The 15,778-nt window shown below is 34.8% G+C and carries 15 protein-coding genes; all 15 read right to left on the reverse strand.

Annotation, left to right across the window (positions count from 1 at the left end):
- Nucleotides 1-196: 196 nt before the first annotated feature.
- Entirely contained in the window at nt 197-1,309 is a 1,113-nt protein-coding gene (gene glf, locus K5Q22_RS07945) for a UDP-galactopyranose mutase (protein ID WP_205014365.1), read from the reverse strand.
- A gap of 581 nt (nt 1,310-1,890) precedes the next feature.
- Nucleotides 1,891-2,601, reverse strand: coding sequence for an NTP transferase domain-containing protein (locus K5Q22_RS07950; protein WP_024407540.1), 711 nt, complete (start codon nt 2,599-2,601; stop codon nt 1,891-1,893).
- Complete coding sequence (locus tag K5Q22_RS07955; RefSeq protein ID WP_024407539.1) at nt 2,601-3,677, reverse strand: alanine--glyoxylate aminotransferase family protein; 1,077 nt, start codon at nt 3,675-3,677, stop codon at nt 2,601-2,603. The genes K5Q22_RS07950 and K5Q22_RS07955 overlap by 1 nt, the downstream gene beginning before the upstream one ends.
- Nucleotides 3,678-3,729: 52 nt before the next feature.
- The gene (locus K5Q22_RS07960) at nt 3,730-5,295 is read right to left on the reverse strand and encodes a lipopolysaccharide biosynthesis protein (protein WP_024407538.1); all 1,566 of its coding nucleotides are present in this window, start codon (nt 5,293-5,295) and stop codon (nt 3,730-3,732) included.
- Complete coding sequence (locus K5Q22_RS07965; RefSeq protein WP_024407537.1) at nt 5,292-6,494, reverse strand: EpsG family protein; 1,203 nt, start codon at nt 6,492-6,494, stop codon at nt 5,292-5,294. Before K5Q22_RS07965 ends, K5Q22_RS07960 begins: the two co-directional genes overlap by 4 nt.
- Entirely contained in the window at nt 6,484-7,623 is a 1,140-nt protein-coding gene (locus tag K5Q22_RS07970) for a glycosyltransferase (RefSeq protein WP_024407536.1), read from the reverse strand. Before K5Q22_RS07970 ends, K5Q22_RS07965 begins: the two co-directional genes overlap by 11 nt.
- 32 nt (nt 7,624-7,655) lie before the next feature.
- Nucleotides 7,656-8,186 carry a DapH/DapD/GlmU-related protein gene (locus K5Q22_RS07975; protein WP_024400838.1) on the reverse strand — a complete coding sequence of 177 codons (531 nt, stop codon included), beginning with the start codon at nt 8,184-8,186 and terminating at the stop codon, nt 7,656-7,658.
- A 28-nt stretch (nt 8,187-8,214) separates the two neighbouring features.
- Entirely contained in the window at nt 8,215-9,051 is an 837-nt protein-coding gene (locus K5Q22_RS07980) for a phosphorylcholine transferase LicD (RefSeq protein WP_205014366.1), read from the reverse strand.
- A gap of 24 nt (nt 9,052-9,075) precedes the next feature.
- The gene (locus K5Q22_RS07985) at nt 9,076-10,077 is read right to left on the reverse strand and encodes an Ldh family oxidoreductase (protein ID WP_050571174.1); all 1,002 of its coding nucleotides are present in this window, start codon (nt 10,075-10,077) and stop codon (nt 9,076-9,078) included.
- A gap of 9 nt (nt 10,078-10,086) precedes the next feature.
- On the reverse strand, nt 10,087-10,689 hold the full coding sequence (locus K5Q22_RS07990) for a sugar transferase (RefSeq protein ID WP_029743428.1): 603 nt from the start codon (nt 10,687-10,689) through the stop codon (nt 10,087-10,089).
- Nucleotides 10,686-11,510, reverse strand: coding sequence for an aldolase/citrate lyase family protein (locus K5Q22_RS07995; RefSeq protein ID WP_105134080.1), 825 nt, complete (start codon nt 11,508-11,510; stop codon nt 10,686-10,688). The genes K5Q22_RS07990 and K5Q22_RS07995 overlap by 4 nt, the downstream gene beginning before the upstream one ends.
- A 242-nt stretch (nt 11,511-11,752) precedes the next feature.
- The gene (locus tag K5Q22_RS08000) at nt 11,753-13,579 is read right to left on the reverse strand and encodes a nucleoside-diphosphate sugar epimerase/dehydratase (RefSeq protein WP_044674302.1); all 1,827 of its coding nucleotides are present in this window, start codon (nt 13,577-13,579) and stop codon (nt 11,753-11,755) included.
- Between the two features lie 29 nt (nt 13,580-13,608).
- Nucleotides 13,609-14,340: a capsular polysaccharide biosynthesis protein Cps4B gene (cps4B, locus tag K5Q22_RS08005; RefSeq protein WP_024400834.1), complete on the reverse strand. Its 732-nt coding sequence runs from the start codon at nt 14,338-14,340 to the stop codon at nt 13,609-13,611.
- Nucleotides 14,341-14,380: 40 nt separating this feature from the next.
- Nucleotides 14,381-15,064: a tyrosine-protein kinase gene (locus tag K5Q22_RS08010; protein WP_024407532.1), complete on the reverse strand. Its 684-nt coding sequence runs from the start codon at nt 15,062-15,064 to the stop codon at nt 14,381-14,383.
- Nucleotides 15,065-15,073: 9 nt separating this feature from the next.
- Nucleotides 15,074-15,763: a YveK family protein gene (locus K5Q22_RS08015; RefSeq protein WP_024407531.1), complete on the reverse strand. Its 690-nt coding sequence runs from the start codon at nt 15,761-15,763 to the stop codon at nt 15,074-15,076.
- Between the last annotated feature and the right edge of the window lie 15 nt (nt 15,764-15,778).

Below are 15,778 nucleotides of genomic sequence, written 5' to 3' on the forward strand. Positions count from 1 at the left end.
CAAGAAAATAGTCCAAGATAATAGAGATAAAAAGAAAAACACAGACAGTACGGCTGGATTTCATCAAAATCAGCTTGAATCTATCTGTGTTTTTTATTTACTGGCTAGTTTTTGCCCAGCCTCTTTTTTGATTAACATTTTAAGAGCATTCCGACTTCTGCCAAGAATCAATTACTACTTTGATGACTTCTCAAAATCATTCCCCAACTTCACTTCTCACACACTGCAAGGCTGCTCCGATGACTTGGTGCATATCGTAGTAACGATAATGACCAAGACGCCCACCGAATATGACATTCTCTTGTTGTTCTGCGAGGCGTTTATAAGCAGTATAAAGTTTGTTGTTACGATCATTGTTCACTGGATAATACGGCTCATCGCCTCGTTTCCAGGTCTTCGAATACTCACGTGTAATAATGGTTTTCGGTTGTGTACCAAATTCGAAATGTTTGTGTTCGATAATACGAGTAAATGGCGTTTCACTATCTGTGTAGTTCACAACTGCATTCCCTTGATAGTTTTCCATATCCAATACTTCTGGCTCAAATCGAAGGCTACGATATTCCAATTCACCAAGTTGGTAATCAAAGAACTCGTCAATCATTCCTGTAAAGACAATCTTTGGATAGGTAGCTAAATAGTCTTCCTTATTGGCAAAGAAATCAACATTTGTCTCCACATCAATATTATCATGTTCCAACATTTTTTCAACAATCTGCGTGTAACCGCCGATTGGAATACCTTGGTAGCTATCGTTGAAATAGTTATTATCATAAGTCAAACGCACGGGTAAACGACGGATGATAAAGGCAGGTAACTCCGTACATGGTTTTTCCCATTGTTTCTCGGTGTATGACTTGATCAATTTTTCATAGATGTCTGTACCAACTAGTGAGATGGCTTGTTCTTCCAAGTTCTCAGGCGTTTTTCCTCCCAAAACAGCTCGTTGCTCTGCAATCTTCGCTTCTGCTTCCGCAGGGGTCACCACGCCCCACAGTTTATTGAAAGTATTCATGTTGAATGGAAGATTGTAGATTTCACCCTTGTAGTTGGCGACTGGTGTGTTTGTATAGCGATTGAACTCCGCAAACTGATTCACATAATCCCAAATTTCTTTTTCAGAAGTATGGAAAATATGTGCGCCATATTCATGGACTTGAATACCTTCTACTTCTTTTGTATAGATGTTACCTGCAATGTGGTCTCGTTTTTCGATAACCTTTATTTTTTTACCCTTTTTAGCTGCCTCATGAGCAAAGACTGCACCGAACAGCCCTGCGCCAACAACTAGATAATCGTATTTTTTCATATTGTTTTTACATTTAACTTTCTAAGGAAGTCAATTCTCCAAATCTTTTACTAGACTATCGTTTATATCATATCTCATTACCAATAAAGAATGAGTTGTGATAATCTCTTCCCTAAAACCTTTCAATTAAAGCTTGCAATACCCAATATTATAACAGACAATACAACCTTCATCAAGTTTAGCAATAATAGAGAGAATAGTAGGAAATAAATAATATATAGTCATTTGAATTAGCTTTGATACATCGTCACTTTCGACTTGCCGTACTCTAGTACAGTCTGCGCCTCAGTTCCTTGTCTGAAAGCTAATTCATTCGACTATAAAAACTCTAAAAACATTTACTAAAAAATTTTTAAAACTATATATATGTTTACACTAACAACAATATGTAGTATTTCGAAAACATCAAAAAAGGCGACTTCCAAACTAGAAAATCGTCTTTTCTTGGCTCTATAATTTCTGCAGTGGGTAAATCCACTGTAGAGATTATGGAGCCTTTTTGAGTATAGAAAAAAAGAGAGAACGAAGTTCGTCCTCTCTATGTGTTAGCTGGCATTTACCCACTACAGTTGATAAAGAGCTCAAATACTGTTATTTTTCACGAAAGAAATGATATTTTCATAGTCCTCTATATAATCTACTTCTGCCCAAAAGTTACCTGTTACAGAAGAAACATAAATAGACTCATCTCTTGTCATTGAATACAGTATTTCTTCCCACCATTGTCCATGCTCTTGGTGGTTAATCTTATTGAGGAGAGTTCGATTAAATTTTGGTAAAAATTCTTTATTAATAATCGCTGCACCAATATATTCACCCGTTGTTTCTTCAACAGATAGCTCTTTACCATATTTTATCAATTTTTCAGCTTCATAATAAAATTTATAATCCGCTTCTTCTTTCCTCGATTCGTCCGAAAACAGGACAGGTGACTTTTTCTCACTAAGAATCTTATCTAATGTTTTGGTATCTAGGAAAACATCAGCATTCATGATGAATAAATCATCATTCAACTCTTCTCTAGCAAACCACAACGAAGCAATGCTATTTGTTACATCGTAAAATGGGTTATAGTAGAATTTCACATTATAATCTTTTAATACTTCTCTAATCACATCTTGACGATAACCAAGAATTATAGAAATATCATCAAAACCATATCGATTAAACATAGATACAGTATACTCAATTAATGTCTGTTTCTCCGTCAAATTCACTGTACATTTAGGTCTATCTTGAATATAACGACTAATTCTTGTACCTCTTCCAGCAGCAAGTAAAATAATTTTCATTATCTAATAATACCTTCCTTTTTTAACTGATCAAGTGCATTGAATAGAGTATCGTAGTCTGTTTTCTGCAGATTCCCGATATGTCCGACACGAAAAACCTTATCACTTAATTCTCCGCCATTTGGACAAATCCATATTCCAAAACGATGTTCCAATTCTTGAAAAATCCGCTTTGCTGAGACCCCTTCAGGTACACGTAACGCCGTGACTGCGTTTGATGGAGAAGTGGTAACAAATTCAAAATTATATTGAGAAACTTTTTTTCTAAAATAGGTTGCTAATTCTTGTGTCTTTTGAATTTGTTGTTCAATACCTTTTTGAGAAAGACGCAATAATTTTTCATGTAACTGCAAGATAATTCCGACAGCAGGTGTGAAGGGAGTTTGTCCTCTTTCACCATCTTTTAATGCTCTCTTTAAATTTTGGTAATAAGTTGGGTTGAGATTATTATTAATGCGGTCTTGAGCTTTTTCAGAACATAATATCAAAGAGACACCAGGTGGAAGCGCTAATGCCTTTTGAGAACCTGCAATCAAAATATCAATCCGAGCACTACTAATGTTAATTGGATCTGCTAAAAATGAGCTAATGGCGTCCACAACAAAAAATAAGTTATGTTCCTTACAAATATTCCCGAGCATTTCTATGTCATAAAGAACCCCTGAAGACGTTTCATCCGCATTAACAACTAGTCCTGTAAAATCTGAAAACTCGATATTTTGAAAATGCTCTACTGTCAATTCCTCACCAAATTGTAAGTCAATGGTTTCAAATGGTATACTATAACAATCTGCAATCTCGCAGAACCTTGCACCAAAACTTCCTCCATTGATAATTAATAATTTATCTTTTTTGGTAAAACAATTTAAAATAGTTGCATCCATTGCTAAAGTTCCAGAACCAGTCAATGTGATCAACCTAGTTTTTTCATCAGCCGATGTGAGTTGCTTCATCATCCTCTCGTTATCAAACATAATTTGAGAAAATGCATCTGTCCGAAAATAAGGTATCTCTTCTGAACCGATAGCACGAGTTGCTTCATCCATTAAAACAGGACCAACTGAAAAATTTATCATATTCTCTCCTTTAAATGCCAAAACTTATAGAAATTCTATTGTTAATAATTAGCTAGCTCCTACTAGTTTTCAAGTATTTTAAAATCATATTTTGAAATTTTAAAAGTAATTTTTTAAAATATTGGAATTCTTCAGTTTTCCAAAATAATAATGAAATGATACTTGAAACGACAACAACACATAGAACAACTCCTTGAATAAACCCCAAAAAGCCATTAAAGTGAAATAGGGTGACTAAATAACTACACACCAAACTTGCAACTAAAGTGATGACCGAATACTGCGCTAATCGTTTAAAATAAGTCACAGTCGAACGTTTCAAACCATATTTAAACAGAATATATGGTTCAATCCATAAACTTGTTATTGTTGTACTGATAATTGTTCCCAAAAAAATACCAACTAACCCTAATTTAAATCCAAGATAAATTGAAATAATAATATTTAAAATCGCTTCGGCCAATGCTTTGTACCTATCATTCCAAAACAAACCATAAGCATCCCTATATGTCATGACCGTTCTACGAATTTGATAAATATAAAAATTTATCACAATAGTAGCTAACACCAACTTATCAAGTATCAAATGATTACCAAACCATGAACCAATCAATAAGTCGATACAAGCAAAAATAGAGACCGATATAATGCAATCAATCCAAAAATTTAAAAAGAATATTTTATAAAAAATGCTTTCTGACTTTTCAACATTCTCTGTTGCACCTAAATTACCGATACTGGCTGTCAGGGCCATAAAAAACTGTGCAATAACAATATTGAGAGCATTTATAATCAGTTGATAATTAGAATATACCCCAACAGCGACAATTCCAATAATTTGTGCGATCAAAATATTATCTGTCGAATTGACTACAGAACTCCCTACTTTGTGAAATAAAAGTGCAACTGTATTCTTTTTAATGCTGTCTGTTGTCTCTTTACTAACTTTTTCAATATCTTTTTCTTTTAAGAACGGATATAACTGATCCGCTTTCCTTGAAATTAAAATATTCTCAAGTACTGTACTAAATAGTGCAATAAGCAAAAATATAATAAAATCTTTGGTTAGAATTAAGAAGATAATTTGAAGAACATTCATTAATACAAAGAAAATGTAACGATATAATGTCGCAAGATATCTTTTCTGATCTGAAATAACTAATGCTCTTTTAAAGCTATAAAAATACGATACTGATGAATTTAAAACAAATAGAAAAAATATTAGATGTTTATGTGGAATCTCTGAGGTCTCAGTTGCTTTCATAAACATATCTAAAAATGGTAATAAGAATATACCGATTCCTAGAATAATAAATCCAATTACTGTATAAACTTTGCGATATAGAGCCATCAAACTTTTTATTGCAGGAATATCATTTTCTGCCAAAGGCTTATATAAACTATAATTAATAGCAGTACCAACCCCTAACTCAGCTAGAGAAAGCAAACCAACAATATTAGTATACAGACTATTTATCCCTAAATAGACCTCACCTAATTGTCTAATAAATATAATCCTTGCAACAAAACTAACAATTATCCCTATACCTTGACCTGAAACTGCTGTAATAATGTTGATTAATGAATTTCTTGTTCTACTCTGTTTTTCCATAATCATTTTGTCCATCCATGAATCTGATTGTAGATAACATCCGATATTGGCTGGTCTCCACTAAAAATTGTATTATAGCTAAAATACTCATTCTCTCCTAAAAATATACTAATAAAAATCATATAAATAAACATGATAATATATAATAATATTTTTAAACGTTTCTTATTTTCAACTTCAAGTGATGAAAACATCGTTGGTAGAATCAAAATGATAAATTGGTAAAAATAAACTGCAATACGATTGATGATCCATTGTCTAATAGATAAAATATTTATTGCAAGTCCGATTATTAGAAATATAATTTCACGGTATCGCCTTTCATCTTGCTTTTTGATTTTATCTTTATACTTTAAAACATAATAAATAAGTATACCATGCATTATTGCCATTCCTAGTACAGCCAGTACTAGACGTATTTGATCAGAGCGTCGCCAATTAACATAAATTTCATAACCAGATGCAGAAGGAATTAATTTAAAAAATATCGCAAATAAAGTATTTAGGTTTAAAGCAACTACGAGTCCGCCTACTATTGCCAAATAATATTTATTAAACGTAGGCTTGAATCGTGACGCAAAAAATAAAATGACCAGAACTAAACCAGAAGAGTAATGAAAAAGCATTGCTCCTACAGCAAACAATATCGTTCTAAAATATTTTCTTCTACTAAAAGCGAGGTAAGTAGCCATTACAAAATTCATTGCAATATACTGTTTTAGTATATTATTAGAATATGCATAATAGCCAAGAAACATATACGTTAACAATGCACAAGTTGTATCCTCTACCTCTGATCTAATTAAATAAAAAAGGTAAGCATATGAAAATACTGCAATAACTGCAAAAATAGCATACTGATAATCTGTAATTTGCTTAATGATGTAGGATAAGGCAAAATACCCACTCTGTGATTGAAAAAAGACTTCTTCAAATGAGTTATATCGTATCAATATTTGGTCAAAATAAGTGTAATAATTATAAAAATCAGATCCTGTATTTAACCGTATTGCAGAAACGATTGTCATTATCAGATAGATAATCATATCTGAACTATGTAGTAGCGGTTGCTTCTTTCCATTGTTTCGTGACAAGTAAAGAACTGTCTCAGAATTTTGCAAAGTTCTATATAGAAAGACTAAACATAGACTGAAGGTGGCATAGAGCACTCCCCACGAAAACATATGCAAATATCTATCTATCATTTTGAACTCCTAAATAAATATTCCTCATCATCTGACAACAAACTTCGACGTTATAGGGAGACTGTCGCATTATTTTATTTTGCTGATGCCTATAGTCTTCCCTAGGTAACTCTTTCAATATAGCTTCCGCCCATAAGAACTCGCTACCATCAGAAAAAATCGGTAAATAACTAACGTTTCCTGTAACATTTGTCTCTATCGGAATAGTATCTGAAACAAGGGTTGCTGTGCCCGAAGCTTGAGCCTCTACTGTAACTATACCAAAACCTTCAAATAACGATGGTAAAATAAAAACATCCATTGCGGAGAAAAATCTATCCATGTCATTGCGCTCACCCAAAAATATAATATTCTCAGCTAAACCATACTCTACAACTTGTTCTTCAATAGTTTTTCTTAGTTCTCCCTCTCCTGCCAACATTAACTTCGCGTCAGGAGATTTTTTGATAACTTCTGCCATTATTTTCAGCATGAATGGATGGTTTTTTTGCTCTTGAAAACGTCCTATATTACCAATTAGAAGCTCATTTCCTATTCCAAATTCATTTCTAAAAGATTGTCGCTTCTCCAAGCTATATGCAAATTTGACCGTGTCAATTCCATTTGGAATAATTTCAACACTATTGGAATCCACTAGATTCTCTGGGAAAATCCACCTTGCTGCACCTGTTGAACAAGCTAAATAAACATCTCCATAGCGAGCGACTTGCCTCTTCATGACATTTTTCAATTTTTCCTTAAAACCACTTTTTTCTGGAATAAAATTATGAGAATGTAAAATAACTGTTTTTATTCCTACCGCTTTAGCAGCTCTGGAAGCTAGATAATGGAAGGATAGACCCCCACTATTAATGTGAACAATATCCGGTTGATTTTCACTATAATATTCCTTTAAGGCCTTATACAGCTTTACTTGTTTAGATAAGGTATCTGCAAAAATAGGGATTTCATCAATATGACCTCCTCTATTTTCAATATCATTCCTATACATATCATATGTTGTTTTACCGCAAGTCAAGAAAGTGACATCAAATTCCGCCGGTGATAAACTATTAAATATATTTAAAAGAAATGACTCTATACCACCATACAATCCCTGACAAGAATTTATTAATAAAACTTTTTTCATTTTCAATTATATGCAATCTAACGTGTAGTCCTCTATTTTTTAGACTCAAATAGACTCCACATCGCTTCATGCAACTCCTTACCTTCTTTTTGTTCAACAAATTGCTTATAAGAGTTTAGACGAGTTTCATAAAGTTCATCCATATCACCAATTTTTCGAGCTGGTACACCACCATAAATTCCAGATTCTGTAATCGAGCTTGCAACAAGAGCACCAGCAGCGATAAAAACATTGTCGCAAATCGAAACATTTGGTAAAATAGTCGCTCTTGCACCTATAAATACATTATTCCCGATTTCAATACATCCATAAAATTTAGGTAACTTCTCAGCTTTATAATTATTGAAAACCTTTTGCGACACATCGTGGTTGATAAACATAACATCTGTAGCCACTGCAACATTGTCATGGAATTTTATCAGTTTTGGATCTGCTGGGATTTTCCTAGGACAAAAATAAAAATTTTTCCCCGTTTGTCCAAAAATATTAAACTTTTCAATCCACTTTGTTCTAATAACACCTGATGGCAATAGATAGATGAACAATCTCATCAATAAATACATAGTATTCCCTCCCAATTACGATTCTCAATTAATTTAAAAACTCGAAATCAAAATCTTCATCAACCCATGCTTCAAATCCATGTTTTGGTTCCTGCTGTTCCACAGGTGGTAACTGCATATAATCACCATAATATTCTCTTAGATGGGAATCAAAATGAGAGTAGGTATAGCTAGCAATACCTTCAAACTCTAACGGTACTGCTCTTTCAAAATCTGTTTTTAGACAAATCTCTTTTGAAGCTTGATAATCTGCATTTGTTGAAATATATTCAGAAGTTTCATAGTTATATTTCTGTTGCAATTTCAAAATTTTTACTTTATATTTTTCAACGTTTGTCGCTTTATAGAATCTTTGGAAGAAAAAGCCAAAACGTTTTGCAATAGAAGTATGAACGTGATTGAAATCAGCTCTGCAAAGTGCATGCTCTGCTCGCAACAGAAACATACGTGCATAGTATAATTTTTGAATAAAAGGATTTGCACTAATACCATCATATACAAAAACACTGATACCGATTTTTAAGTCTTCTGGTATCTTATATTGTTTTGAGTTCATTTTTGAATGTTCATAGACAATAACAGGGATATAACCGTTAAAATCAGGATTAGTTGCCGGATCAATAATTTTACAATCTGAAGAAATTTTACCACCAGAAAGTGCTATCAATTTTTCATAATCCGTACGACTCATACAAATATCAATATCATCATCCCACGGAATATATCCACCATGTCTAATAGCTCCAATAAGAGAGCCTCCATGTAAGTATACATTTATGTCATTTTTACTGCAAAACTCCATTAACGTTTTGTAAATATAAATACTAATTAATTGCAGTTCTCTCAAAGTATTAACTTTTTTCATACTATCCAATCTATTCTAACTCTCTTAATCTTCAAAAATACGAACAAATTCAGTATCAATTAATATTCCATCGCGAATTGATTTTTTCAAATTTCTAACAGTTCCCTCGCCTGGATACCTTACATTCTCTTCAGAATGGATTTTTCTAATATATGTATCCATTTTTTGGTAAAACTCACTTCCTAAAACTTGCTTAGGATCGATTGCAATAAATGTTTGACCAACATTCATACCAGACTGCGTCTGTTCAGAACTATAAAATTTATTTACAGTATCAGCAAATGCTGCCCCACTAATAACACCAGATAATACGTCTAAACATAGTGCAAGTCCATATCCCTTATGTTCTGCCAAAGGAAGTACTGTTCCTGATAGTGCACAATTGGGGTCAGTCGTGGGATTTCCATCCTTATCAAGTGCCCAACCTTCTGGAATATCTTCACCTAGCTTCTGAGCGATTCCAATTTTTGACTTAGCCACCTTGCTAGAAGCCATATCGAATAAAATCGGTCCCTCTTGCTCTCCTGGGATTGCAATGGATATAGGATTAGTTCCAATTAACGGCTTTTTCCCTCCCCATGGAGCCATTGCTGCAGGTGAATTGCTAAAGGCAACCCCAATTAACCCTTTATCTGATGCCATCTTTGTATATGTAAACGCTGCTCCGAAAGTATTCGCATTGCGTGAAAAGACCGTATGCATTCCATATTTTTCTGCTTCTTCAATTGCAATCTCCATTGCCTTTGTTGCAGTATACATTCCAACTCCATTATCCGCATCTACAACTGTAAATGAGGGAGACGAATTTAGAACTTTCATCGATGGTGTAAGATTGTATTTCCCCTCTTTGACACGTTTTAAATGCGGTAAAACCATTCTTATACCATGCGATTCGATTCCGCCTGCTTCAGTCAAAATCAGATTTTTCGAAATAATTTCTGCATCTACTTCTGACAGTCCTGCCTCTACAAAAAGACTAGTAAGTTTTCCTGATATTTCTTCTATTGATAAATGCAACTGTGACATAAAACTCCTTTAAACCGTTTTATTCGTATTAATATTATCTTCATTCTTCAATACTTTGATAATAGTTGTAAAAAAAATCTTCACATCAAGCCAAAAACTAATATTATTAGCATACCAAATATTCATTTGAATTCGTTCATTCCAATTTACTGTTTTTCGACCGTGTATCTGAGCCCAGCCAGTAACACCTGGTCGAAGCGAAAACATCACTCGCTCTGCATCTGTGTATTCTTCAAACGTTTTTGGATGATAAGTAAGTGGCGGCCTAAATCCGATTAAACTCATATCACCTTTTAAAATATTGATAAATTGTGGCAATTCGTCAATACTTGTCTTACGAATAAAATTACCAACTTTTGTAACTCGTGGATCACCTTCAAACGAGTACTGACCTGACCCCATTTTCTCTGCACCGACAGTCATAGAGCGAAATTTATAGACGGTAAATTCCTTTCCATACCTTCCCAATCTTTTTTGTTTAAAAATAGCTGGTCCGGGAGAATCTAACTTAATCGCTAGATAGGTCAATAATAATACTGGTGATAAAGCAACTATTCCCACTACTGATACTAAAATATCAAAAATTCTCTTAACAATTAAGTATAATTTCATTTCTTTTTATTTCTCACAATCACATCTATTTTTTTTTGCATCGTTTCAAAATTTTCTTCAAATTCTGCGTCATTTAACTCTGATAAATTTTCTTCAAATTCCCTTAATTTTCTTAACTCATTTCTAAAAATATCCTCTATATTCGATAATTCTGTCACTTTCTCAGCATTACAGAAGCTACGTGAAAGAATTGCGCGAGTTGACCCAAGTCTATAATGCTCCTTAACAATCATCTCTGCTGGCAGCTCTCCTAACCCCAGTCTAGCAATCCCACCAAATCCATATGGAATTTTAGCCTTATTTAGTTTTTGTGTAATTTCTGCCACTACACCATTCGTCAGTAATTCAAACATGAATGTTAGTCCCATATCTAAATGAAGATCATTTAATCCAATATGAATTTCATCAATCCCATTCAGTGTTAAAATACTATCAAGGTTATTAAATGCTTCTTTTGTTTCTAATAAGAGAACAACTTTTGCTCTACCACCAACAAAATCAATAAATTGAGATACATCTGCCTTTGTTCGCCACATCGGCAACATAATTAAGTCAGCTCCCGACGCAATAACCTGCTCAATTTCTTGTTTGGAAGAATCATTTAAGGGGTTGACTCGCACTAACATCTCTGAAGTAGTCAATTTGCTAGAAATCAATCTTATATCACTGATCTTATGTTGAGATTGGACTGTGTCCATATTTTTTTGGCGTTCTGCTTTCCCAAGAGTCTCTAAATCTACCCAAATCCGTTCAACACCATACTTTTCAGCAATTAAAGCAACATCTAGCTGATTCGTAATATACATTAATGTTAGTCCCATAATATAATCTTCATCTCCTCTTGTAGCCTTACAAAAGTTCAGTTAAAATGTCGGAAACATTCTAACTTCTGTCAACCAAACTTCTCATAAAATCTGACAACAATACAAACTATTTGTAAATATCTAATTTTTCCGAACTCTACGAACTGGGTCATATCTGTTCACTTTTCGAGGTATTCCAACCTTCCTAGAACTTAAACATCGTTTAAACTCTAGGAAAGTAAAAATAACTTTTACTTTCTTTATTCTTGTTTTGCAAATTCAAGCAAGGCAGTTCTCAGTTCTTCCTTATCTTTTAATAGGAGACCATTGATAAAGGTTTGAACGACCTCTTCTTCTTTATTGGTGACACGACCGACGAAAATCTTTTCGTGAATTTGTTCGCTAACACGTTCTTCAGTGGATAGTAACTCTTCGTAGAGTTTCTCTCCAGGACGAATTCCAGATTCCACAATTCCAATTTCATCTTCTGTATGACCACTTAATAAGATAACTTTTCGAGCTAACTCTAGTATCTGTACTGGTTCACCCATGTCTAAGACAAAAATTTCACCACCTTTTGCCAAATGTCCAGCTTGGATAACCAAACGACTTGCCTCAGGAATCGTCATGAAATAACGAGTCATCCTAAAGTCGGTAACCGTAACAGGTCCACCTTTTCTAATTTGCTCTTTGAATAGCGGAACAACACTTCCACGACTACCTAGAACATTCCCAAAACGGACTGCTGCAAATTGAGTCTGACCTGGCTCGTTTAAACCTGTAACAATCATTTCTGCAACACGTTTAGTCGCTCCCATTACATTTGGCGGATTAACAGCTTTATCTGTTGAAACCATAACAAATTTAGTAACCTTTGCAGTTTTAGCCGCCTCAGCCACATTCTTCGTTCCAAAAATATTATTCTTCACTGCTTCATGTGGATTATATTCCATCAAAGGAACATGCTTATGCGCTGCAGCATGATAAACAACATCGGGTTGATATTCAGCCATTATGCTAAAAATCAATGCTCTATCTTGAATATCTGCAATGAGAGGGACCAACTCAATCTTACCTTGGTACTTTTCCAGTAACTCTCGATGAATGAGATAGATTGAATTTTCTCCATGTCCAAGCAACAACAAGCGTTTAGGCGTAAACTTAGCAATTTGGCGACATAGCTCTGAACCGATAGAGCCACCTGCTCCTGTGACAAGGATTGTTTTCCCTTTGAAAAACTGATTCAATTCATCCTGATCTAAAACAACCTCTGGTCGACCAAGAAGGTCTGCTACGTCAATTTCCTGAAAGGCACTGACAGACATGTTCCCCGCCATAATGTCTTCAATGCTCGGCATATTATTGACGGTCACTCCTGTAGTGTTACAGATTTCAACAATCTTCTCTCTCTCCTTACCATTTAAAGAAGGGATGGCAATCGTCACTTGGTCAACAGCTAATTCTTCTACCAATCGTGGAATATCATTACGATTTCCTAAAACTTTAGCGGTACGGATAAATGTTCCAAGTTTATTTGGATCACGGTCAACTATACCGACAATTTCAAAATTCAATTTTCTATCTTCGACGGTATTGATAAAAATATTCCCACCATCTCCAGCACCTACTACTAAGATTCTTAGTGGGCTATCCTTCTTTCGAATGGCATTTTTTCTCGTCTCATGTAAGACTTTCCAAATAATCCTCGGAGTAATGAGCATTACATACGACAAAAATAAGGATACTAAGATGAAACGATAACTAAAGGTCTGCCATAGAATCATTGAAATGATTAAAAATAATGAGTAAGCGGATATTAAACTCAGTCCTATTTTCACATAACTTTGATACCCAGTATACCTGGTAATTAGCGAAAAAACCTTTAGTCTAACTGAGATAATCAGATAGAATATTAAAACAAATAAAACTGCAAGAATGAAGCGTTCATCTGGAATGTCAATAATAACATCCAAAAACAGCCTGCTCAAAATCATGGAAACTGTAATAAGACACGTATCCATGCACATGAGTATCAATCGTTTACTGTTGCGCTCTAAAAGTTTATCGGTAACAGTTCCTAAATCCATTTTTCTCTCCACAATCTAGAGTAACCAGTTTAAATCGCCTGGTTTTTTAATAGCATAAGAGGATTCTTTTTCAGCAACGCTTTCGCTTTATCTTCGCCAAATTCCTCTGTTATTAACTTATAAGCCTCCCTCATAAACGGAGGTCTACTAGATAAATTATGCATATCACTGGCAACACAATGTACTAAATCCTGCTCTAAAAAATACCGAGTGCGTTTTTTAAATTCTTTTGCTCGATCGCCAATTAAAGCGGGCTTCAGCACATGGTTACTATTTACCTGAGTATAGCATCCCTTGTCAATTAGCTCTTCTACTCTCTCTGCATGAAACGCTAAGGCATCATATCGTTCTATATGAGCAAGTACGGGAGTTAACCCAAGTAGCGTCACTTCGTTCACTGCTTCTTGAATCTCTTTCCAAGGAGTATTCATACTGAATTCCAAGAGAATATAGCGCGAGCCATTAAGTGTTGGTACTTTCTTTTTTTCAAGTTTGCTTAAGATATCTTTACTATAATACAATTCAGCACCATAGCACAATCGTATTTCAGGATAAACTTCTGCTACTGCTTCTTTAAGTTGAAGAAAGTTAGTCATGATAACTTTTTCTGGTGTTTCAAACATTCCTTTTCGTCTATGAGATGTCGCTACGATATAGCGAACACCTTGACGATAAGCTTCGCCTATCAAACTTAGGCTCTCTTCAATAGTTTTGGGGCCGTCATCCACACCAAATATGATATGCGAATGAATATCAATCATATTAATACCTACTTATCAAACTTATACCATCAAGAGGAAATCATTTTCTGCCGTAATTTCCGTAATTTCCATATTCACCATATTTTTCAGTGACCACATCATACTTGTTCAATATAACTCCCAAGAACGGCGTCCCTGTTTGTTCCAGTTGTTCTTTTACTTTCTTAACAGCTGAGCGTCTTACATTCCCAGCTTCTACTACTGCAACCATCGCATCACATTTCTGCGCAATGATAGCTGCATCAATCACCAATCCTAGCGGTGGACAGTCAACAATGACATAATCATAGTAGCGACGAAGTGTAGCTATTAAATTCTCGAAATTCTTACTTTGTAACAGGGCAGTAGGGTTAGGTGAAACCTTTCCTGACTCAATGACGGTCAAGTTTGGAATATCTGTATCGCATAATCCTTGAGACAAGTCTGTTGTCCCTGCTAAGTAATCCGTCAAACCTGTAATCTTTGTAACAGGTTTGAAAAAACCAGACATGACTGAATTTCGGATATCCGCATCCACCAAAACGGTCTTATAACCTGAACGAGCATAGGCAATAGCGAGACTAGCCGCAGTTGTACTCTTACCTTCATTTGACTGAACAGAGGTAATACCAACAACCTTAATATCTGCTCCGCTAAGCTGAATATTAGTACGGATAGCATTGAAATATTCCTCGGTTTTATTTACTATCTCTCTTTTTGTACGTGCAATTTCTAACGTTGCCATATTGTTCTCCTATTTCAATTTCTTCGAATCTGGCACCACACCAAGCAAGGTCAAGCCCATAACTTCTTCCACATCTTGTGGACGTTTTACGCGATCATCCAAAACTTCCATAGCCAAGATAATTCCCGTTGCCAAGATACCCCCAGCTAATAAACCAAGCAAGATATTTCGTTTTGTATTTGGAGTGGTTGGTTCTTCTGCTGGGACTGCTTCTTCAAGTGTCGTCACATCGCTTACCTTGGTGACCTCAACAATCTTTTGTGCTGCAAAGGTGCGAAGGCTATTTGCAATACGTGCCGCTTCATTTGGATCCGCATCACGCACGGAAATAGAAACGATACGAGTATCAACAGGAATAGAAACTGAAATTTTTTCTTTCAGACTCTCTTTCAGATTCAATTCCGTTGCTACTTGTGTCAATACATCTTGTGATAGGATAATTTCCTTATAGTCTTTTACCAAATAGGTACCCGCTTGTAGCTCTTGGTTGGTCAACCCGGCACCAGCTTCTACATTTTGGCTTACTACATAGATACGAGTTGTCGCATCATATTGAGGTGCCACTAAAAAGCTACTGTAAACAAATGCCAACCCCGCAGTCAACACTGCAGTTAAGAGAATTAAAAATTTCTTTCTCCAAATTGTTTTTAGTAAGAATAAAACATCGATTTCGATTGCATTTACTTCTTGGTTGTTCATATTTTCTCCTAAAAT

The sequence above is a fragment of the Streptococcus sp. 2018162 genome, from assembly GCF_019754175.1.
GTDB lineage: Bacteria > Bacillota > Bacilli > Lactobacillales > Streptococcaceae > Streptococcus > Streptococcus hashimotonensis.

Bases quoted from the DNA above. Each gene is read 5' to 3' on its own strand.
- glf (WP_205014365.1), bottom strand. From the start codon at position 1,309: ATGAAAAAATACGATTATCTAGTTGTTGGCGCAGGGCTGTTCGGTGCA.
- K5Q22_RS07950 (WP_024407540.1), bottom strand. From the start codon at position 2,601: ATGAAAATTATTTTACTTGCTGCTGGAAGAGGTACAAGAATTAGTCGT.
- K5Q22_RS07955 (WP_024407539.1), bottom strand. From the start codon at position 3,677: ATGATAAATTTTTCAGTTGGTCCTGTTTTAATGGATGAAGCAACTCGT.
- K5Q22_RS07960 (WP_024407538.1), bottom strand. From the start codon at position 5,295: ATGATTATGGAAAAACAGAGTAGAACAAGAAATTCATTAATCAACATT.
- K5Q22_RS07965 (WP_024407537.1), bottom strand. From the start codon at position 6,494: ATGATAGATAGATATTTGCATATGTTTTCGTGGGGAGTGCTCTATGCC.
- K5Q22_RS07970 (WP_024407536.1), bottom strand. From the start codon at position 7,623: ATGAAAAAAGTTTTATTAATAAATTCTTGTCAGGGATTGTATGGTGGT.
- K5Q22_RS07975 (WP_024400838.1), bottom strand. From the start codon at position 8,186: ATGTATTTATTGATGAGATTGTTCATCTATCTATTGCCATCAGGTGTT.
- K5Q22_RS07980 (WP_205014366.1), bottom strand. From the start codon at position 9,051: ATGAAAAAAGTTAATACTTTGAGAGAACTGCAATTAATTAGTATTTAT.
- K5Q22_RS07985 (WP_050571174.1), bottom strand. From the start codon at position 10,077: ATGTCACAGTTGCATTTATCAATAGAAGAAATATCAGGAAAACTTACT.
- K5Q22_RS07990 (WP_029743428.1), bottom strand. From the start codon at position 10,689: ATGAAATTATACTTAATTGTTAAGAGAATTTTTGATATTTTAGTATCA.
- K5Q22_RS07995 (WP_105134080.1), bottom strand. From the start codon at position 11,510: ATGGGACTAACATTAATGTATATTACGAATCAGCTAGATGTTGCTTTA.
- K5Q22_RS08000 (WP_044674302.1), bottom strand. From the start codon at position 13,579: ATGGATTTAGGAACTGTTACCGATAAACTTTTAGAGCGCAACAGTAAA.
- cps4B (WP_024400834.1), bottom strand. From the start codon at position 14,340: ATGATTGATATTCATTCGCATATCATATTTGGTGTGGATGACGGCCCC.
- K5Q22_RS08010 (WP_024407532.1), bottom strand. From the start codon at position 15,064: ATGGCAACGTTAGAAATTGCACGTACAAAAAGAGAGATAGTAAATAAA.
- K5Q22_RS08015 (WP_024407531.1), bottom strand. From the start codon at position 15,763: ATGAACAACCAAGAAGTAAATGCAATCGAAATCGATGTTTTATTCTTA.